The organism is Bacillus nitroreducens, from assembly GCF_964021195.1.
The window spans coordinates 3,050,327-3,077,273 of the sequence record NZ_CAXHYI020000003.1; the positions used below are offsets into that span (position 1 = coordinate 3,050,327).

Sequence of the window (26,947 nt, forward strand, 5' to 3'; positions counted from 1 at the left end):
ACCATAAGGAGGAAAAGAAATGACAGTAACATTAGAAAAAGTAAGAGGTGTATGGGGGAGTGCCCCTAGTAAGAACTACGAACAATTGGCATCAAGATTCCGAGGGGTTTTTCAACAAATACGAGAGGGTGCCGTTCAACGAGAAAATGAGAGAAAGCTGCCTTTTGAGGAAATCCAATTGCTAAAAGAAGCAGGATTTGGAGCAATTCGGATTCCACGTGAAGAAGGAGGCTTGGGAGCAACACTTCCAGAGTTATTTACTCTTCTGATTGAATTAGGAGAGGCAGATTCGAATATCCCGCAAGCACTGCGGGCACATTTTTCTTTTGTTGAGATGGTATTAAATTCACCAAAGGGTGAACAAAGAAGCAAGTGGATAAAGCGTATTTTAGACGGAGATCTTGTTGGGAATGCGTGGTCTGAAGTCGCTGGCGCGAAGGCTGGCAGCTTCTTAACAAATGTAACGAGAGGAGAAGGAGACCAGTTATTTTTAAACGGTACAAAATACTATTCAACAGGTACGATTTATGCCGATTGGATTCTTGTTTTGGCAACCCGTGACGACAATCATATCTTTGCGGTTATCTCAAGATATGCAAAAGGCGTAGACGTCATTGATGATTGGAATGGCTTTGGACAAAAATTAACAGCTAGTGGAACAACACGATTCACAGATGTTTCGATTAAGGAAGAGGAAATCTTAACAGAGGAGTTTAATGCGCAATATCTAGCTGGCTTTTTCCAAATGATGCATTTGGCAACTCTTGCTGGGATTGCCCGTGCAGCAGCAACGGATGTTTCAAAAGCTGTAGCAGAGCGTCAACGAACATATACACATGCAGCAGGTGCTCGTCCAAGTGAAGATCCACAAGTGCTACAAGTAGTTGGAAAAATACATAGCTTGGCTTATGCTGCTGGAGCCATTGTTGTAAAAACAGCCGAATCGTTACAACAGGCATATGAAGTCCGTCTATCTGGAGACGTTGAAAATGAAGAAGTGCTCAATGATGAGGTGGAAATTGAAGTTTCACAGGCTCAAACGGTGGTCAGTAGCTTAACACTTGAAGCATCAGAATTATTGTTCGACGCATTGGGTGCTTCCGCCACCTTACAAACAAAGAGCTTTGATCGCTATTGGCGTAATGCCCGAACACTAGCATCACATAATCCTCTTATCTATAAAGAGAGAGTGGTCGGGGATTATGCGGTGAATCAAACACGCCCACCTTATGTATGGCATGTTGGGAGGAGTTAAAATGTTGAAAATTTATAGAGTGAAAAATATTTTTAGCCGAGTAATCAAACTGTTCTTTTGGAAGATCCCTATTTTCTTTTTTAGACTCTCATCAAATAGATTATTGCTTTCTGATTGGAAAATCCCATCCCAAATGATTGGTGAAACGGGAGTTGACGTTAGGTAGGATTTAAAATTCCTGCGGGAAAGTGTGAGACTTGAGACCCCGCAGGAACAAATGTATAACGGAAATCACGGTGTGAAAGGGAACTAGCATTCATTTTTAATCATAATGGAGGTAAAAAAATGCCAAAGAAAAGAATCTATTTAAATGCATTTGATATGAATTGTGCGGGTCATCAATCGCCTGGATTATGGACGCATCCAGATGATCAATCATCGATTTACAAGGATGCCGAGTATTGGGAATACCTTGCTAGATTGTTAGAGAAGGGTCGGTTTGATGCCATCTTCTTGGCAGACGTTTTAGGAACATATGATGTGTATCAAGGTTCAAGAGATGCTGCGGTACGTCAAGGGGCACAGGTGCCTGTCAACGACCCTGCTTTTGTTGTCCCTATTATGGCACGTGCGACAAAGCATCTAGGATTTGGCCTCACCGCATCAACAAGTTATGAGCACCCTTATTCATTTGCAAGACGGATTTCCACACTAGACCATCTTACAAAAGGAAGAATAGGTTGGAATATTGTCACTTCCTATTTAGATAGTGCAGCTAAAAATCTAGGGCTTGACCAGCAAATTAATCACGATGAACGCTATGACATAGCGGATGAATATCTTGAGGTTGTCTATAAATTATGGGAAGGGAGCTGGGAGGATGGAGCGGTTCGTTTAGATAAGGAAAAGAAGATTTATACGGATCCAACTAAAGTGCATGATATTAACCATCATGGCAAGTATTTCAAGGTACCAGGTGCTCATCTATGTGAGCCATCACCACAACGAACACCCGTTATTTTTCAAGCAGGTGCCTCGAAGAAAGGAAGGCAGTTTGCGGCGAAACATGCGGAACTTGTATTCATTAGTGTTCCTACGGCTCCGATTGGTCAAACGTTTGTCAAAGCCCTACGTGAAGAAGCGAAAAATGCGGGGAGAGATCCAAACGAGATTAAAGTTCTTTCATTATTTACACCGATTGTTGGACGTACAGAAGAAGAAGCGTACGCAAAATTTGAAGAGTATAAAAAACATACGAGTTATGAAGGTGGATTGGCTCTCTTTGGGGGTTGGACGGGTGTGGATTTATCTCGATACAATCCAGACGACAAGATCGAATATATCAAAAATGATGCGATTCATTCAGCCCTTGAGACATTTACAAAAATAGACCCTGAAAAACAATGGACCGTGAGGGAGGTAGCGGAATTTGTAGGAATTGGCGGAATCGGGCCAGTTGCAGTAGGGTCACCTAAACAAGTAGCGGATGAGATGGAAAAATGGATAGAGGAAACGGATGTAGACGGATTTAATATTGCGTATGCTATTACACCAGGTACATTTGAGGATTTTGTAGAATTGGTCATTCCTATACTACAGGAACGCGGACTTGTTAGAAAAGAATATGTGGAGGGTGGCTTGCGTAAAAATCTATTTGGGAATGAACAATTACCAGACCATCACCCAGCTCGCCAATACCGTAAGCTAACCACCGTTCAAGTGTAGAAATAATACTTTTTGAAACGAAAAGAAAGAGGGAGAGAGATGGTCGAAACCATAACAAATCAACCAACTGATTATCTAAAAACAGCACAATTGCTGGCACAAGAATTCTCAAAAGATGCAGCAGAGCGGGATAAAATTGGAGGCACTGCGAAAGTTCAACGCGATGCATTACGTAAATCAGGATTATTAAAGATTCTAATTCCAACTGAATATGGAGGCAGCGGTCAACCTTGGTCTCTCGTTCTTCGTATCGTTCGTGAATTGGCAAAAGCAGATGCGGCACTCGCGCATTTGTATGGATATCATTTTTTACAACTTGTGACTCCTCATTTTGCAGGTTCCAAACAACAGAAAGAATACTTTTACACCGAATCAGCAAAAAATAATTGGTTTTGGGGAAATTCAGCAAATCCGATCGAACCTACGTTAATTGGAAGAAAAGATGGAAATGGGTTTATTTTAAACGGATACAACACATTTAGCACTGGTGCAAAGGACTCTGATCGTCTATTAGTTTATTGGATCGATCAAGAAGAAAATGACAAGGTTTATGTTGGTTTTATTCCGACTAATCAAATCGGAGTAATTATAAATGATGACTGGGATGGAATGGGTCAAAGGCAAACAGATAGCGGGTCGGTCACTTTTGAGAATGTGATTGTGGAACCACATGAAATTCTGGATAAATCGGTGTCCGCAGGAAAACCATTCTCTACGTTTGATCCGATCTTATCGCAAATTATCTTAGCAAACGTCATTGTAGGAAGTGCGGAGGGAGCTTTAAAGGAAGCGCGTAAATACACAATTAATAAATCACGACCATGGTATCTATCGAACTATGAAAAAGCAATCGATGACCCTTTTATTCAACGTCGCTATGGCGAGTTTTGGATCAATGTGCAGGCAGCTGTTCAATTTGTGGAAATGGCGGGTGAAAAAGTAGACGAAGCCTGGGAGAAAGACCAGTCGTTAACATACGTAGAACGAGGTGAAACGGTTCTTTTTACATCTGCCGCAAATGCATTTGGAACAAAAATTTCCTTAGATGTTACAAGTCATATCTTTGAAGTGATGGGAGCAAGATCAGCAACCATTAAAAATAATTATGATCGATTCTGGAGAAATGTCAGAACACATTCACTGCATAATCCAATCGAATATAAAAGAAAGAATATAGGTCAATGGTTCTTACATGGAGAGTACCCAACACCAAGTAGCTATTCGTGATAGTAGTAAGTGAAATCGAATAAAAAGTAACACTCATCAAAGATGGTTGTTGCATATGACCGAGGGGGAAACGAAAAGGTGAAGAAGATTATTCTATTTTTATTTATTCTAGCGATGTTCGTTGTTTCAGCATGCTCTAATCAGACAGAATCTACTGGTGAGGTAAAATCTGAGACGACTAATAGTAATCAAGGAAAGGATTCTGGTGTCAAAAGCGTGATAGATGGAAAACCTGTACCATCTCTTGAAGGAAAAACAATCGGAGTAGCCGTTATAGGAACAGATCATAACTGGGATCGCCAATCATATCAAGGGCAAATAGACAGGATTAAGGAATTGGGTGGGACTCCGATTGCTGTCGATGGGGAACGGAATGATCAAAAACATATCACAGATATTGAAAATTTAATCATCCAGAAGCCAGATGCAATCATTAAGCAACTTGGTGATACAAGTGTCTATAAACCTGTCCTGAAAAAAGTTCATGATGCAAATATACCACTATTTACAGTTGCCCACGATAGTGAATATAGCATTACAAATATCTTGTCGGATGATTATTATGCAGGTGAGGTATTAGCACGTCAAATGTTTGAGGATATGGGAGGAGAAGGGAAAGTCGCCGTTTTTCATGGTTTTCCAGGCGTTCGGGTATGTGAAATTCGTTATGACATGTTGAAATATGTTGCGCAAGATTATCCGAATATTGAGTTTATTGAACCAGAACTAATTGATGTCATACCAGGAACAATCGAAGATGCGCGTAAAAAGGTAGAAGACCTCCTAGTGAAACATCCTGAAGGAAGTGGTATTAAAGCGATTTGGGCAGCCTGGGATATTCCAAGCATTGGAGCAGCTCAAGCGGTTGATGCAGCTGGACGGAAAGATGTGAAAGTCTATGGTGTTGATGGTGACCCAACTGCAGTGGATATGATTGCTGATTCAAATAGTTCCTTTGCGGCTGACTTTGCGCAAATTCCATATCAAACAGGGCAATCCGCAATTGATATCGTTGCACGTTCACTAGCTGGGCAAGAGGTTCCAACTAAACTGTACGATGAAGGGTTTCTTGTCACAAAAGACAATGCCGAAGAATCGAAGAAAATTTTATTTAAAGAATAGTAATATTGGTGATTCGGCGCAAATCGCAGGTGTGGCGGCGCAAAAATCGGGGTAGTTGGCGCAAATCCCAGTTGAGACGGTGCAAAAATCGGGGGATGGCGCAAATCCTAGGTGTGGCGGCGCAAAAATCGGGAGTGACGGCGCAAATCCCAGTTGAGACGACGTAAATTTCGGGTGACGGCGCAAATCCCAGGAGTGACGGCGCAAATCCCAGGAGTGACGGCGCAAAAATCGGGAGTGACGGCGCAAATCCTAGGTGTGGCGGCGCAAAAATCGGGAGTGACGGCGCAAATCCCAGTTGAGACGACGTAAAAATCGGGTGAGACAGCGCAAATCCTCGGTGTGGCGGCGCAAATCTCAGGTATAACGCCGCAAAAATCGGGGTAGTTGGCGCAAATTCCAGTTGAGATGGTGCAAAAAATTGGGCGATGGTGCAAATCCCTAATGTCACGACGCATACCCCAAGTGAACCTGCGTGCTTTTAGGATTATAAAGAGAGGATAGTTGATGCTATCCTCCCCAAAATTAATTTTTCATAAAAGGGAGGTTTGGAACATGAGTGATGAGTTTGTATTGGAAATGAAAGAGATTCAAAAAGAATTTCCAGGTGTAAAAGCTCTTCAAAATATTCATTTTCAGCTGAAAGAAGGAGAAATCCATGGACTCATTGGAGAAAATGGAGCTGGTAAATCGACGTTAATGAAAATTTTAGCTGGGATCTACAGTCAAGACAGTGGAGAAATACGTTTTCTCGGTAATCTCCAAAAGGTGCTAACACCAAAGATTGTTGAACATTTGGGAATCCACTTCATTCACCAAGAGCGACATGTTGTCCCGTATTTGACAGTCGCTGAGTCCTTATTTTTAGGGATTGAAAATAAGTTTGCTTCTTTTCGATTGATTAAGCGACGAACGATGGAAAAGGAAGCTGAAAAAGTATTACTTGAAAAAGTGGGCGTGCGTTTATCTGGGAAGAAACTAGTGGGTGATCTTTCTGTAGGAGAAAAACAATTGTTGCAGATTTGTCGCGCTTTGCTTCAAGATCCAAAAGTTATCGTATTCGATGAACCAACCGCTGTCCTGGCTAAACGTGAAGCGAACCAGTTATTTAATATCATTAAGGAATTGAAGCAGAAGGGAATTTCGATTATCTATATCTCCCATTATTTTGGAGAGATTCTAGATATTTGCGATCGAATTACAGTATTACGGAATGGAAGCAATGTGAAAACGACAGAAACAAAGGGATTAACAATTGAAGATATAGTGTATTTCATGACAGGCAGACGTATAGGGAGTGACACTCCAACAAAATCCCGTCAACTAGGAGATGTATTACTAAATGTGAAAGATTTCACTCATTCCCAACAATTTCAGGATGTAAATTTTCAAATTCGGAGAGGGGAAATTGTGGGAATTACGGGGCTAATGGGTTCGGGATATTCGGACCTAGGGCTGTCAATCTATGATGACTCAAATATAACGAAGGGCGTTGTTGAATTTGAAGGAAAACGACTATCCAAGCATAATCCTGAAAAGGCAGTATCACTAGGGATGGGATATATCCCTGAAGACAGGCGGCATCTAGGAATCTTACAAAATATGTCAGTGAAAGAAAATATCACTCTTACAAGTTTGAAAAAAGTGAGTAAGGGTGGAGTGATTAAAAGGAAAGTAGAACGGGAAAAGGTTGACGTTATGATTGATCAATTGGGGATTCGTACACCAAATCAAGAAACAACGATTAACTACCTTAGTGGTGGAAATCAACAAAAAGCCGTTTTAGCAAAATGGTTAAGTAGTAACGCGGCGTTATATATTTTAAATCAACCAACCGCTGCGGTTGATGTCAGCACAAAAGCAGAAATATACAATCTTATTACACAAGTAGCAGAAAATGGTGCAGGGGTGCTCTTAATCACACAAGATCTCCAGGAATTGGTTAAACTAAGCGATCGGATTTTAGTCATGTACCGCGGAGAAGTAGTGAGAGAATTTGAGAAAGAAAACGTGACAACAGATCAAATTATGGTATCGATGATGGGAGGGAGTATGGATGAGTCAAGTAGCAGTATCGAACAAAGCATTTAATATGAATGGACTACTAAAATATAGTGGCTACATAGCCTTCATTCTGATTGCAGTCTATTTTACATGGAGTTCACCTGTGTTTTTAACCCTTCATAATGTGAAAAATATTCTCTTGCAATCAAGCGCATTAGGGATTGTGTCATGTGGAATGACGGCAATTCTAATTGGTGGAGGAAATCATGTTATCAAAGGAGGTATTGATTTATCATTAGCCAATAATCTTGCCCTAAATGTTGCAATTACTGCTGTTCTGATCAATCAAGGGTTTTCGATTATAACGGCTTTTTCCGTCGCTTTCTTGTGTAGTGTACTAATAGGGATCATAAATGCATTTTCGATTATTAAGTTAAAAATCATTCCTCTCTTAAGTACGTTAGCTATGATGTATTTACTTCAGGGAATGGTGTTATTAATTACAAATAACACCGTTGTAAATGTGACGGATCCCGTCATGATTTCATTGGCGACTACGGAAGTTTTAGGATTACCTATCCAAATTTGGATTTTCGCGATTATTGGCGGTACATTGTACATTCTATTTCATCACTCTATTTTTGGAAATTGGGTTCACGCCATTGGAGGCAATTCACAAGCTGCAATAAATGCTGGGATCAATGTCACGTTAATCGTAGGATTGACGTATGTGATTGCTTCTATCACGGCAGCAATTGCAGGACTATTAGTATCGGCTCGTTTATCGGGAAGTGTACCAGGAATTGGGGATTTAATGTTGTTAGATGTGTTACTTGCGGGATATATGAGTGCGATTTTTTCCCGTTTATCTATTCCTAATATGACAGGGGCCATTCTAAGCGCTATTTTTGTTGGAATGCTATCAAATGGTTTTACGTTAATCAATGTTCCGACCTACTGGGTGTATGCAATAAAAGGTGCTTTAATATTGTTGGCCGTTTCCATCACAACCATCCAGCAAAGGAGAGGAACTGTTCATGGCTAAGTTAGTAGTAAAAAACAGTGTACATCAAAGTCCAGTTCTACGTCTTGGAAGTAACACCTTACATTATAGTACTCTCATTGCCTTATTATCTGTTGTTTTCATCTTCTTTTTCACGGTTCCTTCTTTTCTAAGCATGAACAATCTAGCCAATATATTGAGTCAATCAGCAGTACTAGCGTTGGTCGCGATTGGTTTATGCTTTATCGTTACATCAGGAGGAATCGACCTATCCATCGCTGTATCTTTTGATCTTGGAGCTATGGTCGCTGTGATTGCCTTACAGTCTGGGTTAGGGTGGATTCCAGCGATATTATTAGGACTAACGGCGGGGGCAACGGTAGGCCTGTTTAATAGTTTTTTCGTAGTGAAATTAAAAATAAGTGCCTTTCTAGTAACGCTTGGAACCTTATTTATCGGCGAAAGTATCGAAAAAATTTTCACAAGAGGGGGAGAACCGATTTATTTGCCAGGAATGGACGAAGCATTCCAGTTTCTAGGGCGTGGTAGCTTTTTAGTTTTCGAGTCAAGTACAGGAGCAGTAGCGAATTTCAAGTTTTCGATTCTACTAGCTCTCTTTATAGCAGTAGTGGCCCATTTTACGTTGAAGAGAACGGTGTATGGTCGGAAATTATATGCCATCGGATCCAGTCAAGAAGCGGCGAGGTTATCAGGGATACCAGTTGGTAGGTACACCATTTATGCATTTGTCATTACTGGGGTGATTTGCGCTTTAGCGGGAATAATCGGTTCCTCTGTACTAACAGCCTTTACACCTTTAAGTGGTAGATATTATCTAATGGATGCCATCGGTGCTGTGTTTATTAGTAGTACGTTAAGTAGGCAAGCGCGTGTCAACATACCTGGAACAATCATCGGCGTCTTGTTTTTTGGAATTGTCGCAAATGGCTTGAACCTAATGGGGATTAGCTATTACTGGCAAGGTGTAGTGAGGGGGATCTTAATCTTCCTCATACTTGCAGGGAATTCGATAATTACAAATAAAAGAAAGTAGGTGGGAGAAGGTAAATTCGCCCCCGTTGGGAGTATCACGAACGATAAGAACAGGTAAAGCAGCCAAATCCTTTATGGATAGTAAGAGGCTTTACCTGTTTTAATTTTTTTAATGAATGTTATCCTTTGGTAACAATTTTATTTTCAAAAGAGAGAATGAATCTGTTACAATGTGTTAGTGATTTTTTCTATATATCGTGTCTTACTTTTATTATCTAAAGAGGAGATAGAATCCATACTTTTTCTTACAGAAGATAACTGGATGATGAGTGTGGTATCTATACAATTGTAATTAATAGACTATGACCAATTTTGTACTCCGCAATTTTTGGATTTCTTGTCTTTTGCCCGCGAATGCCATTAAATTTTCCGTATCAATATCAATCCTTCATTGTTGGATGCTAAGCGTAATTCAGGACAGTCATAATGAAAAAAATTAAACTCAACAATATTTGTTTTTTCATTTTATTAAACCACACTATGAAAGAAGAGTGTAAAGTGTATGTTTTGGAGGTAGTACATTGAAAAAAGGGAATCCATGGGCGTTAATCCCATTTCTTATATTTTTGGTCTTATTTATTGGTTCAGGGGTTATTACGGGTGATTTTTATACCTTCCCTGTGATTGTAACGATTGCGATTTCAGGAGTTGTCGCATTGGCAATGAATCGAAAAGAACCGTTTGCGAAAAAGGTGGATATTTTTTGTCAAGGAGCAGGAAATGTAAATGTCATGCTCATGGCTCTGATTTTCCTTTTGGCTGGTGCATTTTCAGCTGTAGCACAAGGAATGGGGGCAGTGGACTCCACTGTTAACTTTGCTTTATCGGTTGTTCCACAAAACCTTCTAGTAGTAGGGTTGTTCATCATTGCCTGTTTTATTTCTTTGTCCATGGGGACTTCGATCGGAACGATTGTTGCACTGGCACCGATTGGTGTTGGGATAAGTGAACATATTGACCTTTCCATAGCGTTAGTCATGGCGGCGATTATTGGTGGCTCGATGTTTGGCGACAATTTATCCTTTATTTCAGATACAACAATAACCGCCGTTCGGTCACAAGGAGCAGAAATGAAGGATAAATTTAAGGTGAATTTTTGGATTGTGTTGCCAGCTGCCATTGTAACGTGCATTATTTTAGCGGTGTTCACAATGGGTGAGACCGCACAAGTGGAGCATGTAAGTTATAATTGGCTAAAAATTGTTCCTTATGTATTTGTTATTATTTTTGCATTAGCTGGAATGAATGTTTTCATAGTTCTAGCATTAGGGATCGTTCTCTCAGGGGCTATTGGCTTAGCGGACGGTAGCTATCAGCTCATGAACCTGTTCCAAACGATTGGTGAAGGAATGGCAGGCATGTATGAAATGGCCTTTCTTGCGCTCCTAATAGCTGGAATGGTGGAGGTCATTAAATTTAACGGAGGAATAGACTTTCTCCTTCAACTTATCACCCGAAAAATTAAAACGAAAAAGGGTGCGGAATTTGGTATTGCTGGTCTTGTAGGCTTAACCGATTTATCGACGGCCAATAATACAATTGCTATTTTAATAACGGGTCCGCTTGCAAAAAATATAGCTGACCAATATGGAATTGAGCCGCGAAAAACGGCAAGTATATTGGATGTTTTCTCCTGTATGATCCAAGGCCTTCTTCCATACGGAGCTCAACTTCTGGTAGCAGCTAGCGTAGCTGGAATATCCCCAGTCAGCATCCTACCATACTCTTTCTACCCAATTCTTATTGGAATCTGCGGAATAGGCGCTATTCTAATCGGATATCCTGGTAAAAGAAAGATGAGGCCACGAAACTGAAGGGGTAAGCTTGCGGCTTGATTAGAGGTTTATAACGGAGTGGTAAAAATAGAATGATGGAAGAAAACGAGAAGCAAGTTGCTGTTTGAGTAACTTGCTTTTTGGTGTGTGATTGTTGGATGTCTTTTAAGGAGAAAGGGATGAGAACATAAGATTAGTGCAGGTAAAGCAGCCTATCCATTTAAAAAGAAACCGATCTGCTTTCTATTAAGCTTGGAATGTATACAATTGTTAATTCTGCATTTTCCAGCCATCGCTACTAGTAGTTGAAGAATAACACTAAATTCCACTGTTATACCAAACAATTAAACCTACTATAAAATATAAAATGACTCCTGATGGTATAAATAGACTACATTTAATCAAATATATTTTTTCTTTTTCTGTAAATAATGCATTTAGATGAATTCCGATCGAGATGATCGATACAAGAATAGCATATCTATATACTGCAAATTTAAGTTGGTAAAGCGGTTCTTTTGTTATAAATCTATAAATAACGATAAAAAGTATGAAAAAACTCGTTAAAAATGCCAATTTACTAATAGCCTTCATAAATTTTCCCCCATAGTAATTGCAATAAACTGAAGAGTGATTCGAATCAGAATATACCAGTAACTTTAACATATATTCCCTTAATTAACATTAAAAAGGAATATAGATTGAGTGATGGTATGCAGGTTGTACTTAAGCAACTTGCCTTCTTCTATTAACATAAACTTGCGCAGTGAACTGTGTGGTTCACTGAATGTAAAATATTAGGAGAACAGTAGAACCGTCCCACTGTTTCATTTGACATTTTCTCAAGGATTAAATAGTAAGATTAGTATAGGTCTTATTTCTTATTGGATTTTTAATGGTATAAAAAGGAAATGGGGGTTATGGAGATTCAAAGGGAAAGATTTCAAAACATATTTGGAAACGTGACGAAGAAAACGCAGATACATGAAGCGGTTCTTCTTGTTGAAAATTCCAATGGAGATGTTTCGTACAATTTTGGGTATGGAGGGAAGGATATCGATACGCCTTTCTTAATTGCCAGTATCACAAAGTTATTCACAACCACATGCATTTTTATTTTGAGGGAGCAGGGGAAACTGTCACTTGATGATCATTTAACGCGATATTTAGATGTGGACACCTTAAGGAACCTACACGTTTACAAAGGTCAAGACTATTCTCATAAACTTACAATCTCGAACTTATTGTGTCATACAAGTGGATTGAGGGATGTGGTCGAGGAAGGCAGCCAAAACTCGAAAAAACGCGGTATGGTTGACGATGTGTATATCGATTTTAATGAAACCTTACGAAAGGCGAAGGAAATACAACCATATTTTGCGCCAGATAAGGGAAAAAGAGCTCATTATGCAGGGATAAACTATGAACTTCTCGGAAAGATCATTGAAATTGTGACGAATTCTACATTAGAAAATGTGTTTAAACAATTCATTTTTGAGCCGTTAGAACTTACACATACATATCTTCCGAGCGATGAGGCTGATGGTATACCTCATGTTTATTATAAGAACACGGCATTACACCGTCCGAAAATACTGAGGAGCATTCGAGCAAGTGGCGGCTGTATTTCGACAGCTCGTGAATTAATGGTATTTATGAAGGCTTTCATGAAAGGAAAGTTATTTAAAACGACTGTTTTTGATGAACTGAACGTAAATAACAGGTTGCAGATGTTGATGCATCCTATCCATTACGGTGCTGGCTATATGAGAATTTCACTAGATGGGCTTACAACTCTTTTTATGGGAAAAGGGGAGTTAATCGGCCATTCTGGTTCAACAGGATCCTTTGCGTTTTACTATCCAGAGAAGGATTTGTTTTTTACTGGAGATGTCAATCAAATGGCAAACCCAGCGATTCCCGTACGGTTGGCGATGCGGCTTGCTATGTCTGTGAAGTCATGACTGAGATTATCCTTTTAAAGGTGTGTTTTTCGAGTTTAGAAATGCGGGAAGAGGAGCATATTTCGTATGCTCCCTTTTTCATTCTTTCGTTCATGAATCGTCTCAAAAAATTTTGGAATACATCTCTTTAATGTATGAGAACAGGAGTACATCACACTGTTTCAAGGTTAACCGCACCCTAGGGCAGAAAGACATTTTGGGCTTAACCTGAGAAAGCGGCATGATTTGAGAAGTAAACTACTTTAACAGCCTGGTTCACCTAGTACCTGTTCCTTTGATGATAAAAATGTAAAAATATAGGGAAACACGAGAACCGTCCCCCTGTTTCACCCCTGTTTCACCCCCTGTTTCATAAGATAGATGGGTGCGATTGGGCGTATAGGATTGCTTCGACTCGTGAGGTGACGCCGAGTTTGCTGTAGAGTGCTGTGAGATAGACTCGTACGGTGCCTTCTGACAGGTGTAGTTGAGTTGCGATTTCACGATTTTTGGCTCCTGCAATGATGAGCTTGAATATGTCTTTTTCTCGAGGCGTTAAGGTTATTTTTACTTGTTTGTTTACATATACGGTCGGCATGTGCTTTTTGAGTACGGAGAAATAGGTTTGACTTGTTGATTCCCATGTTTCTACATAGGCTGGTTCCTTTAGATAACGTTGAATAAGCGGGATCACTTTCTTTTCATCAAGGAATGTTCGAATATAGCCATATGGTATGGCTAGTTGAAATGCCTCATGTAAAGACTTATAGGCATTAGTATGATTGTTCATTTGGGAATGACAGATGACTTCTAATACAGATGCTTCGACCGTTGTCGCAAGTTGAGTTTCTTGTTGGGCCTCTGTTTTGACTTGAACAATCGTATGTAATGCATCCTCATTTTGTCCATTCTGTAAAAGAAATCGCGCATACGTCAGTCTCCAATAGGGGAGGTATGATTTAGTATCATCCAGTAGACATTGGGCGTGCTCCAATTCCCCGTGTAGTATATGACAATAGGCTTGCATAATTTTTAGTGCATTTTTCCAATGTTTTTCAGAAACTTTCTCTTCTACTTGTTGAAGCATGGCTAACGCAGAAAGGGGTAGCTCCTGCATGATATAGATCTTTGCTTTTATGAGATACAGCGGTACATATAGTTCGGGAGTATCTTTTTGATGAGCAATTTCTAGTGATATAGCTAATTCCTTCTCTGCCTCAGGTATTTCATTTAACTCATAGAGCATGGCTGTACCGACAGCAAAAATATAGGGTGCAACAGCTAACTGATTCAGTTCAGTATGTCGGAACAACTGTATGACGTTACCTGCTTCTTCTATTGGGATCAATTTACCTTTTGATGCTAAACCCATGCGGAGTAGATTCACTTCATAGTTATTATACGAAATATCGATGCCTTCCTTTTTTGAAGAAATCGCCTTTTTAAAAAGCTGGGTCTGCAGCAAAGATAAAACCTCAGGTAGTTTGTCACCTAGCCCAACTAAATAATAGGCCTTCGTTCGGATAAAAAGATTGGTTAAGTCTGCGTATTGAGGATCATCCATCCATTGTTCCTTTAGCTGTAGCGCCTCTAATTCATTCATTAGATCATGAGCTAGTTCAAATTGTAGACTTGAAATCGCATTCATTAATCCAAAAATAAGAATTTCATAACTTAATAGAATATCTTCCTTACGTAACCGTTGGATCCAACGAATGAACATACCTGTTTGTTTAGAGGAAAGAATTATTTCGTAATGTTCATTTATCCATTTGGTTGCCACATCGAATAATTTGTACCGCATCGCAAGTTCGATGGCCGTTAATAACTCACCTTTTTCGAAATAAAGAAAGGCTGCCTTTTTGGCGATCTTAGCTATGATATCAACCTCATAGCGTTTTCCCAGTTCATCTTGCAGGGCTTTTGTAAAAAGATGATGGTACCGATAGGTCAGGGATGTGGATTGCAGTTTGAAAATAAATAAGCCATCGCTCTCGAGTTTCTCAAGCAGGACAGCGCTATCCGTTCGTCCTGTTAGCTCGTCACAGATCGTAGGAGACAATTCTTGTAAAAGGGAGGTTCTGAGTAAAAAGTCCTGAATATGCATTGGCTGTTTATAAATGATCTCCTGCCATAAAAAATCAGTTGTGTATGACTGTGATTCATCGAGAAGCATGGGTTGATTTTCATAGGCAAGCGTTGTTAAGAGTAAACCCGACACCCAACCTTCTGTTTTGTCGAAAATACATTGTATGTCTGTCGCATTGATTAGTTTTGGCGTTGTTTGTGATAAAAAGAACGTTGTATCCTGCCGATTGAATTGTAAATGCGAGACATCCAATTCCTGTACCCATTGTCTAACACGCCATTTCGCGAGAGGAAAAGGGACAGCCGTTCGAGAGGTAAGATAAATATGTACATTTTCTGGTAAGTACTCAACCAACTGGATGAGAAAATCATGAATGGTTTCATCTTTTATGAAATGGTAATCATCCAAGACGATTTTCATAGGTTGCTGATAGACAGTTAGTTCTTCAATGAGTTGATACAGTCCGATTTTTTGAATGCTCTGATTGGAAAGCTGCGCTAAGGAAGGGTTTATACATGATGGAAGTGACTGGTCGTTTTTACTAATGGCGGTAGTGAAATATGTCCAAAATCGAATCAGGTCGTTATCTTCTTCATCTAGTGTAATCCAAGCAACCGTTGCATGGGCTTTTCTGAGATAGGCACTAAGTAACGAGGTTTTGCCATAACCTGCAGGAGTACGGAGGATCGTGATTCTTTTATAACAATTGGCTTCAAAAAGTTCCTCCAAGTGCTTACGTTCCATATATTTAGGTGAAAGTCTTGGCATAATCAATTTAGAAAGATTGAGCATTTGTTCCATCCGAAAGTCCCTCCTTATACATAAGTTTATATATAGTACCGATGCTGTATCTATGACTATTTTACTATGAATTCTGAATAATTACAAAATAAAATAGGCTCAATATTAACATTAGTCAGTATTTTTAGTTTGGATTTGCCTATACACTTACAATTGTAATGTTGAAAAAGGGAATAAAGTAGGGATTCACCTATTTAATTGTTGAAAGCAAACGGAGACTGGTCTGCAAGATGCAGGATAATAGAAAAAAAGCTAACCTCTTGAAGTTGGGGGGATTTTGTGGAAAGGACGAAATTTTAATAGGATCTCTGTTTAAGTGGGGGGTCGGTCACGTTGTAAACAAAAACGATTAAGAAGAGTGAATAGAAGATCATGTGTTGAAAGTAGGAGGAGAATATGAAAAAAATACGAAAGGCTGTTATTCCAGCTGCAGGACTTGGAACTAGATTTTTACCCGCAACAAAATCTATGCCAAAAGAAATGCTTCCGATTGTGGATAAACCGACCATTCAATATATAGTCGAAGAAGCCATTGCGTCAGGGATTGAAGACATTATTATCGTAACGGGAAAAGGGAAGCGGGCCATTGAAGACCATTTCGATCATGCAGTGGAGCTAGAGATGAACTTACGAGAAAAAAATAAATGGGAATTGTTAGAGAAGGTTCAGGCTTCCTCAAAAGTGGAGATCTATTATATTAGACAAAAAGAACCAAAAGGACTAGGACATGCGGTTTGGTGTGCAAGGAATTTCATTGGCAATGAACCTTTTGCTGTCCTTTTAGGCGATGATATTGTCGAAGCCGATACTCCTTGCTTAAAACAATTAATCAATCAATATAGTCAAACATACTCTTCTGTAATTGGTGTCCAAACCGTTCCTAAAGAGGAGACCCATCGATATGGCATCATTGAGCCCATAGCAAAAAATGGCAGACAATACGAGGTAGCCAATTTTATTGAAAAACCCAATAGAGGAATGGCCCCATCCAATCTTGCCATTATGGGACGTTATATATTTACACCCGAAATATTTCAGTTTTTAGAAGAACAAGAAACCGGCGCAGGAGGAGAGATCCAACTCACAGATGCCATTCAAAAACTGAATCAAATCCAACGTGTTTTTGCCTATGACTTCGAAGGCAAACGTTTCGATGTCGGAGAAAAAATAGGATTCATTCTCACTACACTTGAATTTGCATTAAAAGATGAGACCCTTAAAAGTGACATCCTTCGGTACATGGAGAAGGTGATACACAACAATCAATCATTGATAGACAGTCCGTTTCTTTCATCACAGCCTCGTAAATCTAAAGTCATATAAATCAAAAGGAACAGGTCGTTATTTTACACCATGTAAGGAGTAACGATGAATGATAAATGGAGGTAGGGAAATTGGAAAGGATGAAAACTCCTTATTCTAGAGAGCTTTTAGACTATATACCTGAGCGTACGAATCGACTATCCACTTTATTGGAAGAACAGCGAATCGACGACCTACTATCAGTGCCTGGTATTAAGCATACGTATATGAAACCGAGGGTAGTTGCGATTATTCCTGCACATAATGAAGAAAAGTCCATTCGTGACTGTTTAGCGGGTCTTGGTGATCAATCTTTACCAAAAGGTCTTGATCTGGATGTCATTGTAGTAGCAGATAATTGTACAGACCGTACGGAAGAAAAGGCGATTGAGGCGGGGAAAGAATTCAATTTAAACCTTACAGTCCTCACAACCGAGAATAACAAACTACGGAAGGTTGGTGCACTAAATCAAGGATGGAAATATATCTACGGTGATGTGATGGATTTATATGATCGAAAAATATCTTCCTATCAACTGCTATACCAGAAATCTGTAAAAGCCATCTTAGGGATGGATGCCGATAGCCGTTTGGCGCCAGGAGCTTTAAAGCATTTATGGGAAGGACTAAGCAGCGCTCGTAATATCGGTGGGGTTATGGCGAAATATACAATGAGAATGCCGAAAAAGAAAAGTCAACTATCAAAAGATGATGTTCACTATGAAGAAAAAATTGCGAGTGGTGAATATGGAGGGCCGATTGCACGATGGTGGACACATCAGCAAAAACAAGATATGGCAAGTTGGTTATTAAACCTTCAATATCACGGAGGAAGTACCTACGTACTAGGAGGCCAGGCCACCTTATTTCGGCCTGAGGCATTGCAGGACATCGTAAATGAAAACAAGCTAGATGGTCCTTGGCAAAATGATAGTGATGTAGAAGATATGTTATTAACGTGGCAATTGCAAAAATCGAAATGGAAAACGCTGATTAGTCCAGAAGCTCGATGTTTTGTGGACGCCATGCGATCTTATCATACTTTTCGACAACAACGAAATAAATGGAAATCAGGAACGGTTGAATTACTAACGAATCATGACATCGGTGCGCAATCAAGACATAAGGGGAAAATCTGGCGTTCAGAACTCAAAACATCGTTAGACCTCTTCACTCGTATTCTATTTATTGCCTTACTTTCCATCTCCTTAGCGACCAACCAATTTTATTGGTCATGGCTCTGGATTACGCCAGTCGTGTTAGCATCCATCCTTAATACCATCCTTGCCATCAAGACACCGATGCATCGAACAATTGATGTCGTCCTAGCTGCACTCTTAATCAGCCCTGAATTATATTTATGGGCCAATTTAATCACATTTTCACAAGTGTGGTTAGGAAAACTATCTGTTAATAAAAAAGACGGTTGGGCAAATCAATACAATGCCGAAAAAGGGAAAACACAAAGTAAACTAGTTCAAGGAATAATTGGAGGGATCCTTGCAACCTCGATCATCGTATACCTGTGTATCCAAAATAGAGACTACTTAACGAGTGACCCTGTCCAAACAGCATTGCAACCTTATTTGATGACAGGTTGGGTGCTCTTGACGATCCTCACCATCATCGCATCCATTAATATGTTATATCAAATATGGACACTACGAGGAAGACATACGGCTTAGTAGAGTGATAGGTAACGAGTAATGGGTCTAAGAATTTACCTTATTTTTGTTGTATTGAGATAAATTTAGAATCTTGTTAAAGATAGGAGAAACGCGATAAGTTCAATCCCCAATGCTGTAAAATAGTACCGTATTGGGGATCAGTCATGTTTACGTTTATCGCAATCAGGTTATTGAAATATAGAAATTAGAAATGTAAAATAATAGGAAAACACTAGAACCGTCCCGCTGTTTTAAAAATACTTCGTAAGTCCACTAGACAAACTAAGTTTGTGGTGATAAAATCAAAACTACAAACGTTAGGAAACCGTTTGCGCAACTTATGAAAGAAATGATGAGTTCTACGTAACATGGAGGAATGGTGGTAAACACAGATAGAGAAATCAACCCTTCATACGCCATAGAATGTGGTAGTTTACAAGATACGTTTCTGTGGTGAAAGGATTCATTGATTTAAATGTAAACACTATCAACCCTTATAACACTCATTATTTTTCAGACTCCAAAGACTACGTTTCTCTTAACGTTCACACATCAAATGTTAAACAGAAGGGAGTATAAAGTCGAATCCATCGTTGCAAACGTTTTTTTGCAGTAATTGAATGCGTTTGCTACTCAAACGATAAAAAATTGGATGGATTGCGGCTTTAGCAAACTATGAAAAACCAACGAAATGCGATGTACATTTTCTCACTCACTCTTGTGGCAGCGATTGGTGGCTTACTATTTGGATATGACACAGCCGTCATCTCCGGTGCTGAAAAATCAATCCAAGCTTATTTAATTGATACGTTAGGCTTAGGTTCACTAGCTCACGGAGCTACAACGTCAAGTGCCTTAATCGGGTGTATTATCGGGGGATTGATCTCTGGTCTGTTCGCAACGAAGTTTGGACGAAAGCGTTCCCTAATTGTTGCGGCAATTCTATTCTTTGTATCCGCTTTAGGTTCAGCTTATCCTGAGTTCTTGTTCTTCACAAAAGGTGAACCAAGTATGGCATTGCTCATTACATTTAACTTCTACCGCATCATCGGTGGAATTGGTGTTGGTTTGGCGTCAGCGATTACACCAATGTATATCGGGGAAATTGCCCCTGCTGATATTCGTGGAAAAATGGTTTCGTTTAACCAATTTATGATTATTTTTGGGATGCTAACGGTTTATTTTGTAAACTGGGGAATTGCCAATGGCCAAACGATTGATTGGATCAATGACATTGGTTGGAGATATATGTTTGCTTCTGAAGCCATTCCAGCTCTTGTATTTGGACTATTGTTAGTCTTTGTGCCAGAAACTCCGCGTTACTTAGCGATGCAAAACAAAGACGAGCAAGCACTATCTGTTCTTTCAAAAATCAATGGCTCAACTGAAGCAAAAACGATCCTATCAGATATTAAAGGAAGTCTGAAAGTCTCTGCATCGAAAAACAAAGAGAAATTATTTGCATATGGAAGCTTAGTCATTGTTGTAGGAATCTTACTTTCTGTCTTCCAACAATTTGTTGGGATTAACGTAGCCCTTTATTATGCACCACGTATTTTCGAAAGTATGGGTGCTGCGAAAGATGCTTCCATGTTACAAACCATCGTGATGGGACTAGTCAATGTGGTCTTCACAGTTATCGCGATCTTCACAGTTGATAAATGGGGACGTAAGCCATTATTAATTATGGGCTCAATTGGTATGGCGATAGGGATGTTTGGTGTAGCAGGTCTTGCATTTGCAAATGTAATCGGTATCAGCACACTTGTCTTCATTATTATCTATACGGCATCGTTTATGATGTCATGGGGACCAATTTGTTGGGTATTGATTTCAGAAATCTTCCCGAACAAAATTCGTGGACAAGCAGTTGCAATTGCGGTTGCTGCACAATGGGCAGCAAACTACTTTATCTCATCAACGTACCCAATGATGATGGAATACAGCGGTGGAATGACATACGGATTCTACGGATTAATGAGTGTCCTATCAGCCATCTTTGTTTGGAAAATGGTTCCAGAAACAAAAGGAAAAACACTCGAACATATGGAAACGTTATGGAAAGAAAAAAGCAATAAAAACAACGGACAACTTGAAAGAAAAGCAATGTAATACATTGGATGACAAGGAAGAAGGGAGAGGAACAGATTGTTTCTCTCCTCATTGTTTTTAGAAGGTGGAAAAATTCATTTTCATTGCATCTTAAAAACACTCACAACTACCGATGGATCATGTTTATGAGTGTTCTTTGTTTTAGGGAAACGATTAATAAATATCAATTTTAAAAGACTACCTATCTAAATTCTTGTAAAATACTGTTGCCAATAAATATAGAAAGGACAATTAAGGCAACTCCTGCAATCCAATTTCCTTTATCATTAGGCTTATCAAAGAATTCCATCGTTTCTTTGTCATAATAGACAATCTCTTTCTTCCCTTTATCTTCATCTTTTATTGATTTATCTCCTAAAAATTGATACGTTTGACCATCCACTTCTACTCGGTAAATAGGACTTTTGCTAGTCCTTGGCGGTGTGACTACTTCATGGTGAAAATGATAAAAGGTGACAGTTCGTACCTCATGAATGATCCCTTCAACAGGGGTTAACGACTTTTTACTGATTATCGCTCTTCTGATACTCATAATCCCAATTGGCAAAAATAATATCATAAAAAATGATAAACTAACAACATTAGACATCGTAGTCATGAAAGGTGCCTTGTCTATTAGAACAAACAAAGTGGCTGTCAGAAAAGAAACTAATGCGAAATAAACAAAAGGCTTATGAATTTTTGTATTCATTTTTACATAATCAGCAAATTCAAAATCAGTAATGTTTTTCTGTTCATCGTAAGCGAGATAAACGTCTAACGTTTGATTTACTTCTAAATCTCTATGTACATTATCTTTGCTAATTTGAATGGTCTCGTCTTCAACGGGTATTTCAAATGTGTAGGTTGTTCTGCCGCGATAACCCGAAATTACTTCCTTAGATAAGACTGTTGCCTTGTAAGTTACAGCCTTTCTCAACCATTCTTTTGATTTTTTAGTTTCCTTTATTTCCATATAGATGAGCGGTATAGATAGTAAAGAGAGTGTTAGAAAGATTGTGGTCAAAACACTAAATCCTAGCCAATCATGACATATCCATAACATGACTCGAAACAAAATAATAAGAACAACTAATAAAACTCCCATTTTTTAACTCCTTATACACGTTGATTTAATAAAAATTCCATTTATTTGATATTATAGAAGAAATGAACATATATTCATATATTTTTTAGAGGTTTTATTTGTAGCAAAGAAGGGCATAAGCGAAGAAAAGTCGTGTTTCACTATATAAAAATATTTGAGACAGTTGAATCAGACCATTTTCCTACGAGTAGTAGTAATGTGGTTTGATCATCAATTATTTAAATTTGTAAAAACTGTCAAATCAAATTTTTGTTAGGATAATTCCCCCTATAAACCTCAACCTTTAATCTCTTATTTGACAAGGAACTGTATTCAAACTCACTTTTTCCATCCTTCTTCATTAAATTTCTGCCTAATGTAAAGTCAAATAAAAAAGGAATGTTTTGGGAAACTACAGAATGTAATCATCTTAAATTGGAAGGGTTTAGATACGAATAGAAAATTGGCTCTTGAACCTGATACCAAAATACATGGAACGGAACTAACAGTTTTAGATTTTTGGCAATGGGGTTTCACAGATATACTTACTAATTCATTAAGAGGGGTATTTGGCGAATTCTTAGTTGGTGCTGCAATCGGTGCTCAAAACGGATCTAGAATTGAATGGGACTCATATGACTTGAAATATAAAGACACTAAAATAGAAGTAAAATCAGCAGCATACATCCAGGCATGGTAAAACGGAACACATTCCAATATTAGATACAATATTGGACTTAAAAAGGAATACAGCTATGAAACAAATACATACAGCACTGATTCAACAAGAACAGCAGATATATACGTCTTCTGTCTGTTAAAAGAAAAAGATCCTGAAAAAGTCAATCCAATCGATACAACCCAGTGGGAATTCTATATTGTCTCAACAGTAGAATTAAACAAACATTTCCCAAAACAAAAAAGCATATCTTTATCGTCACTTAGACGATTGGCAGAGCCATTGTTGTTTGGAGAGTTAAAGAGATCATTTGAATCTAAGTGTAAAGGTAATCAAATTAATGGAAAAAATGGTATTAGTATCTGAAAGGGAAAATCCGATCTCGACCTTGATAGAGTAGGGGGCAAAATCAGATGAGGTTGGTGAGTTTCTCAATTTTTCATCATCCCTAAGTTATACTTTATGTAAAATCAATAAAGATTTACTTTGACCCCGACCACCGGTATCAAATATGAAATACTAGCAGAGTGCTATTTTTGGCACTCTGCCTATTTCAATTCACAATAAAATAAGTACATTAAATATATGGTAGAATATACATATTACTAAAGTACTTATGTTTACGGAGGTCCTTAAATGATCGTCTATGAAGCAAATAAACAAGAATTCCTCGATCATGTTGATAAAGATATACTTGTTTCTCATATATTAACTCAATTTGAATTGAAACTTGGACGGACGAGTGAATCTGAAATTCGCTCTTGGGATAATTCAATGCTCCATATGTACCGAGTTTTGAATGATCCTTCCATCCCAAATGATGCAGGAGTTGCAATTGAATATAAAATTCCATATACCTCAAAAAGAGTCGACTTTCTCCTATCAGGGCATGATGGTGAGAAAGATTCTATTGTGATAGTTGAACTGAAACAATGGTCAGAAGTTCAAAAGGTAGAAGGGAAAGAGGCGATTGTTAAAACAGCATTAAATCGTGGTTTGCATGAAGTAACACATCCGTCTTATCAAGCATGGTCTTATGCGGCATTAATTGAAGATTATAATGAAAATGTACAAGAACAGTTAATTCAACTTAAGCCTTGTGCTTATTTACATAATTATCGAATTCGTGAAAATGATGATCCATTGACGGATAAACATTATGAATATTATTTAAATCTAGCACCAGTGTATGCTAAAGGTGAGGTCGAGAAACTTCGAAATTTTATTAAAAAATACATCAAATATGGTGATCAAAAAGATATTTTATATCAAATCGAACAAGGAAGAATCAGACCTTCAAAATCGTTACAAGATGCCTTATCTAATATGTTAAAGGGTAACCAGGAATTTGTCATGATTGACGAGCAGAAAGTGTTTTATGAAACGGCAATTCAATTAGCGAAGAGGGCAATTAAAACAGATACCAAACAAGTAATGATTATTGAAGGTGGACCAGGTACAGGAAAATCTGTCCTGGCTATCAATTTATTAGTAGAATTAACAAATAAAGCAATGACTTGTCAGTATGTTACGAAAAACTCTGCTCCGCGAAATGTATATTCAACTAAATTAAAAGGTGATTTTAGAAAAACAAGAATCGATAACCTATTTAAAGGTTCTGGAAGTTACACAGAATCCGAACAAGATGAATTAGATGTATTGATTGTTGATGAAGCTCATCGGCTAAATGAAAAATCAGGTATGTACCAAAACATGGGAGAGAACCAAGTCAAAGAAATCATTCATGCAGCAAGGACCGCAATCTTTTTCATTGATGAAAATCAACGTGTAACGTTGAAGGATATTGGTAGTGTTGAAATGATAAAAAAGTTTGCAAGAGAATATGGTGCAGAAATAACTTCAGGAGTTCTCGCTTCACAGTTTAGATGTGATGGTTCAGACGGTTATATTGCTTGGCTCGATGATGTTTTGCAAATTCGAGAAACAGCTAATGCCAATGATATGGGGTTGGATTATGATTTTAAGATATTCTCTGATCCTAGTGAATTGAAGAAAGAGATTGAAAAGAAAAATAAAATTAATAATAAATCCCGAATCGTATCTGGTTATTGCTGGGAATGGCCAAAGCAAAATCGTACAAATTCGAGATACCATGATATTAAAATAGAGGAATATAATTTCGGAATTAGTTGGAATCTTGAGAGCTCGACTACATGGGCAATTGATGAAAATTCTGTCCATGAAGCAGGTTGTATACACACATGTCAGGGATTAGAATTTGATTATGTCGGAGTTATTATTGGTGATGATTTGCGCTATGAAAACGGACAAATTGTCACGGATTTCACAAAACGTGCCAAAACGGATCAATCCCTCAAAGGTATTAAGAAAATGCTAAAAGAAAAACCTGAAGAAGCACAAGAAGTAGCAGATAAAATTATACGAAATACGTATCGGACCTTAATGACCAGAGGGCAAAAAGGGTGTTATGTATTTTGTACCGATAAGAAATTGGAAGAGTATCTAAAATCTCGATTGATGAGGGAAAGAATGTATAGTGAAAAGGAATGTGGAAACTTGAAGGTTGCTGAGGAGAAAGAAAGTTACTAAAGTTTTTTTCAATATAATTACTAAAGTGCTTTTTATAATACTATATCTACTAATGAAATACATCCTGTTTGTTAGACGTAAACTAGCGAAATAGGGTGTTTTTTATTGTGAAATTTAATATGGTGGATAAATTAGTGGTAATCAAGGTTGTAACGAAAGCCATTGCCATGTGTTTAGGAATATTGGAAACCTTTTCATAATTTGGCAACTAGGGTAATATTAAGGTAATAGATTACTAGTTGAAAGAGATACACTTTATTTGGTGAATCACTTTCAAAGCAGCAAAATTATTTTTTACATAAAAATTCGTTTGAAAGGTGGGAAGTCATGTCATGAAAACGACATTACTTTACGGTGAAAATAATATACAAATAGACGTACCCGATCAGTCTGTCATAATTGAACCACGTAATCTCAAAGGCATTAAAGATGACCTTGAGGCAATAAGAGAGGCATTAAGAAACCCAATTGGATGTCCGCCATTAAAAGAAATGGTGAAAGCTACGGATACCGTTGCGATTGTAATCAGTGACATCACGAGACCAACACCTAATCATAAACTTGTGCCAGAGCTGATCAAAGAATTGAAGCATGTTCCATTAGAGAACTTTGTCATCATCAATGGAACTGGGACTCACCGAGATCAAACCAGGGAAGAGTTCGTTCAGATGCTAGGTGAATGGGTAGTCGATAATATCCGAATCATTAATAATAGGTGTCATGATAAAGATTCACTCGTTAATCTCGGAAAGAGTAAGTTTGGCTGCGATGTGTACTTAAACAAAGAGTATGTGGAAGCCGACTTTCGAATTGTAACGGGATTCATTGAGCCCCACTTTTTTGCTGGGTTTTCTGGGGGACCAAAAGGGATCATGCCTGGTATTGCTGGAATTGAAACGATTTTAACGTTTCATAATGCCAAAATGATAGGAGATCCTCGCTCAACATGGGGCAATATGGACGATAATCCACTTCAGGAAATGACCAGAGAAATCAACAGAATGTGTAAACCTGATTTTATGCTAAATGTAACGCTTAATAAAGAGAAGGAAATCACGCAAATCTTTGCAGGTGAATTATTTAAAGCCCATGAGATCGGTTGTGAATTTGTAAAAGAACACTCAATGGTCCAATGTGAGGAAAGGTTTGATGTTGTCATTACGTCTAACTCAGGCTATCCACTAGATCAAAACCTATATCAAGCTGTAAAAGGAATGAGTGCTGCACAAAAGATCGTTAAAAAAGGTGGCTCCATTATTGTTGCTGCTGAATGCTCAGATGGTCTACCTGACTTTGGGAACTATAGTAAAATATTTGGTCTAGCAAGTAGACCTCAAGAGCTTTTAGAAATCATCAATGACCCTAAATTTGAAATGCATGACCAATGGCAGGTTCAGAAGCAAGCACTTATTCAAACATGGGCGGATGTCTATGTGTATTCTAAGCTTTCAAAGGAGCAAATTGAAAGCGCTATGCTAAACTATACCAACTCGATTGAAGCGACCATCGAGAAGTTAAAGAAAAAGTATGGAGAAAATATGTCCGTAGCTGTACTGCCAATGGGACCTCTCACAATTCCTTACGTGAATGAGAGTGTAGTAGTTAGCTAATTT

The 26,947-nt window shown here is 38.4% G+C and carries 19 protein-coding genes; 16 read left to right on the forward strand and 3 right to left on the reverse strand.

Going from position 1 to position 26,947, the window contains the following annotated elements; translation table 11 throughout:
* The first annotated feature begins 19 nt into the window (after positions 1-19).
* From ACWPVE_RS18780 to ACWPVE_RS18820, 9 genes are all read left to right on the forward strand, one after another.
* Positions 20-1,255 carry an acyl-CoA dehydrogenase family protein gene (locus tag ACWPVE_RS18780; protein WP_453996026.1) on the forward strand — a complete coding sequence of 412 codons (1,236 nt, stop codon included), beginning with the start codon at positions 20-22 and terminating at the stop codon, positions 1,253-1,255.
* 1 nt (position 1,256) lies between these two features.
* Positions 1,257-1,421: a hypothetical protein gene (locus ACWPVE_RS18785; RefSeq protein WP_453996028.1), complete on the forward strand. Its 165-nt coding sequence runs from the start codon at positions 1,257-1,259 to the stop codon at positions 1,419-1,421.
* 119 nt (positions 1,422-1,540) lie between these two features.
* Entirely contained in the window at positions 1,541-2,920 is a 1,380-nt protein-coding gene (locus ACWPVE_RS18790) for an LLM class flavin-dependent oxidoreductase (RefSeq protein WP_453996030.1), read from the forward strand.
* A gap of 39 nt (positions 2,921-2,959) precedes the next feature.
* Positions 2,960-4,147 (forward strand): acyl-CoA dehydrogenase family protein, encoded by a 1,188-nt coding sequence (locus tag ACWPVE_RS18795; protein ID WP_453996032.1) that lies wholly within the window; start codon positions 2,960-2,962, stop codon positions 4,145-4,147.
* Between the two features lie 78 nt (positions 4,148-4,225).
* Complete coding sequence (locus tag ACWPVE_RS18800) at positions 4,226-5,269, forward strand: substrate-binding domain-containing protein (RefSeq protein ID WP_453996034.1); 1,044 nt, start codon at positions 4,226-4,228, stop codon at positions 5,267-5,269.
* Positions 5,270-5,824: 555 nt separating this feature from the next.
* Entirely contained in the window at positions 5,825-7,360 is a 1,536-nt protein-coding gene (locus tag ACWPVE_RS18805; protein ID WP_453996036.1) for a sugar ABC transporter ATP-binding protein, read from the forward strand.
* Positions 7,326-8,318, forward strand: a complete 993-nt coding sequence (locus tag ACWPVE_RS18810) for an ABC transporter permease (protein ID WP_453996038.1) — start codon at positions 7,326-7,328, stop codon at positions 8,316-8,318. Before ACWPVE_RS18805 ends, ACWPVE_RS18810 begins: the two co-directional genes overlap by 35 nt.
* Complete coding sequence (locus tag ACWPVE_RS18815; protein ID WP_453996040.1) at positions 8,311-9,330, forward strand: ABC transporter permease; 1,020 nt, start codon at positions 8,311-8,313, stop codon at positions 9,328-9,330. Before ACWPVE_RS18810 ends, ACWPVE_RS18815 begins: the two co-directional genes overlap by 8 nt.
* Positions 9,331-9,850: 520 nt before the next feature.
* On the forward strand, positions 9,851-11,143 hold the full coding sequence (locus ACWPVE_RS18820) for a Na+/H+ antiporter NhaC family protein (protein WP_453996042.1): 1,293 nt from the start codon (positions 9,851-9,853) through the stop codon (positions 11,141-11,143).
* Between the two features lie 279 nt (positions 11,144-11,422).
* Here the strand turns inward: ACWPVE_RS18820 and ACWPVE_RS18825 are convergent, their stop codons facing one another.
* Positions 11,423-11,698, reverse strand: a complete 276-nt coding sequence (locus ACWPVE_RS18825) for a hypothetical protein (RefSeq protein ID WP_453996044.1) — start codon at positions 11,696-11,698, stop codon at positions 11,423-11,425.
* Between the two features lie 326 nt (positions 11,699-12,024).
* Between ACWPVE_RS18825 and ACWPVE_RS18830 the strand changes: the two genes are divergently transcribed.
* Positions 12,025-13,068 (forward strand): serine hydrolase domain-containing protein, encoded by a 1,044-nt coding sequence (locus tag ACWPVE_RS18830; protein WP_453996046.1) that lies wholly within the window; start codon positions 12,025-12,027, stop codon positions 13,066-13,068.
* A gap of 349 nt (positions 13,069-13,417) precedes the next feature.
* Here the strand turns inward: ACWPVE_RS18830 and ACWPVE_RS18835 are convergent, their stop codons facing one another.
* Positions 13,418-15,937, reverse strand: a complete 2,520-nt coding sequence (locus ACWPVE_RS18835) for a LuxR C-terminal-related transcriptional regulator (RefSeq protein WP_453996048.1) — start codon at positions 15,935-15,937, stop codon at positions 13,418-13,420.
* A 396-nt stretch (positions 15,938-16,333) separates the two neighbouring features.
* Between ACWPVE_RS18835 and galU the strand changes: the two genes are divergently transcribed.
* From galU to xylE, 3 genes are all read left to right on the forward strand, one after another.
* Positions 16,334-17,260: a UTP--glucose-1-phosphate uridylyltransferase GalU gene (gene galU, locus ACWPVE_RS18840; RefSeq protein ID WP_453996050.1), complete on the forward strand. Its 927-nt coding sequence runs from the start codon at positions 16,334-16,336 to the stop codon at positions 17,258-17,260.
* A 206-nt stretch (positions 17,261-17,466) separates the two neighbouring features.
* Positions 17,467-18,924: a glycosyltransferase family 2 protein gene (locus ACWPVE_RS18845; protein WP_453997633.1), complete on the forward strand. Its 1,458-nt coding sequence runs from the start codon at positions 17,467-17,469 to the stop codon at positions 18,922-18,924.
* Positions 18,925-19,581: 657 nt separating this feature from the next.
* On the forward strand, positions 19,582-21,018 hold the full coding sequence (gene xylE / locus ACWPVE_RS18850) for a D-xylose transporter XylE (RefSeq protein WP_453996052.1): 1,437 nt from the start codon (positions 19,582-19,584) through the stop codon (positions 21,016-21,018).
* A 181-nt stretch (positions 21,019-21,199) separates the two neighbouring features.
* Here the strand turns inward: xylE and ACWPVE_RS18855 are convergent, their stop codons facing one another.
* Positions 21,200-22,105 (reverse strand): hypothetical protein, encoded by a 906-nt coding sequence (locus ACWPVE_RS18855; protein WP_453996054.1) that lies wholly within the window; start codon positions 22,103-22,105, stop codon positions 21,200-21,202.
* 442 nt (positions 22,106-22,547) lie between these two features.
* On the opposite strand from ACWPVE_RS18855, the gene ACWPVE_RS18860 reads away from it, so the two are divergent.
* The 3 genes from ACWPVE_RS18860 to larA all read left to right on the forward strand — a co-directional run bounded on the left by ACWPVE_RS18860 (position 22,548) and on the right by larA (position 26,944).
* Positions 22,548-22,784 (forward strand): hypothetical protein, encoded by a 237-nt coding sequence (locus ACWPVE_RS18860; protein WP_453996056.1) that lies wholly within the window; start codon positions 22,548-22,550, stop codon positions 22,782-22,784.
* 615 nt (positions 22,785-23,399) lie between these two features.
* Positions 23,400-25,334 carry a DNA/RNA helicase domain-containing protein gene (locus ACWPVE_RS18865; protein WP_453996058.1) on the forward strand — a complete coding sequence of 645 codons (1,935 nt, stop codon included), beginning with the start codon at positions 23,400-23,402 and terminating at the stop codon, positions 25,332-25,334.
* A gap of 332 nt (positions 25,335-25,666) precedes the next feature.
* Positions 25,667-26,944: a nickel-dependent lactate racemase gene (larA, locus tag ACWPVE_RS18870; protein ID WP_453996060.1), complete on the forward strand. Its 1,278-nt coding sequence runs from the start codon at positions 25,667-25,669 to the stop codon at positions 26,942-26,944.
* Positions 26,945-26,947: the final 3 nt, after the last annotated feature.

Excerpts from the sequence above, each read along its gene's own strand:
- ACWPVE_RS18780 (WP_453996026.1), top strand. The coding sequence starts at position 20 with ATGACAGTAACATTAGAAAAAGTAAGAGGTGTATGGGGGAGTGCCCCT.
- ACWPVE_RS18785 (WP_453996028.1), top strand. The coding sequence starts at position 1,257 with ATGTTGAAAATTTATAGAGTGAAAAATATTTTTAGCCGAGTAATCAAA.
- ACWPVE_RS18790 (WP_453996030.1), top strand. The coding sequence starts at position 1,541 with ATGCCAAAGAAAAGAATCTATTTAAATGCATTTGATATGAATTGTGCG.
- ACWPVE_RS18795 (WP_453996032.1), top strand. The coding sequence starts at position 2,960 with ATGGTCGAAACCATAACAAATCAACCAACTGATTATCTAAAAACAGCA.
- ACWPVE_RS18805 (WP_453996036.1), top strand. The coding sequence starts at position 5,825 with ATGAGTGATGAGTTTGTATTGGAAATGAAAGAGATTCAAAAAGAATTT.
- ACWPVE_RS18810 (WP_453996038.1), top strand. The coding sequence starts at position 7,326 with ATGAGTCAAGTAGCAGTATCGAACAAAGCATTTAATATGAATGGACTA.
- ACWPVE_RS18815 (WP_453996040.1), top strand. The coding sequence starts at position 8,311 with ATGGCTAAGTTAGTAGTAAAAAACAGTGTACATCAAAGTCCAGTTCTA.
- ACWPVE_RS18825 (WP_453996044.1), bottom strand. The coding sequence starts at position 11,698 with ATGAAGGCTATTAGTAAATTGGCATTTTTAACGAGTTTTTTCATACTT.
- ACWPVE_RS18830 (WP_453996046.1), top strand. The coding sequence starts at position 12,025 with ATGGAGATTCAAAGGGAAAGATTTCAAAACATATTTGGAAACGTGACG.
- ACWPVE_RS18835 (WP_453996048.1), bottom strand. The coding sequence starts at position 15,937 with ATGGAACAAATGCTCAATCTTTCTAAATTGATTATGCCAAGACTTTCA.
- galU (WP_453996050.1), top strand. The coding sequence starts at position 16,334 with ATGAAAAAAATACGAAAGGCTGTTATTCCAGCTGCAGGACTTGGAACT.
- ACWPVE_RS18845 (WP_453997633.1), top strand. The coding sequence starts at position 17,467 with ATGAAACCGAGGGTAGTTGCGATTATTCCTGCACATAATGAAGAAAAG.
- xylE (WP_453996052.1), top strand. The coding sequence starts at position 19,582 with ATGAAAAACCAACGAAATGCGATGTACATTTTCTCACTCACTCTTGTG.
- ACWPVE_RS18855 (WP_453996054.1), bottom strand. The coding sequence starts at position 22,105 with ATGGGAGTTTTATTAGTTGTTCTTATTATTTTGTTTCGAGTCATGTTA.
- ACWPVE_RS18865 (WP_453996058.1), top strand. The coding sequence starts at position 23,400 with ATGATCGTCTATGAAGCAAATAAACAAGAATTCCTCGATCATGTTGAT.
- larA (WP_453996060.1), top strand. The coding sequence starts at position 25,667 with ATGAAAACGACATTACTTTACGGTGAAAATAATATACAAATAGACGTA.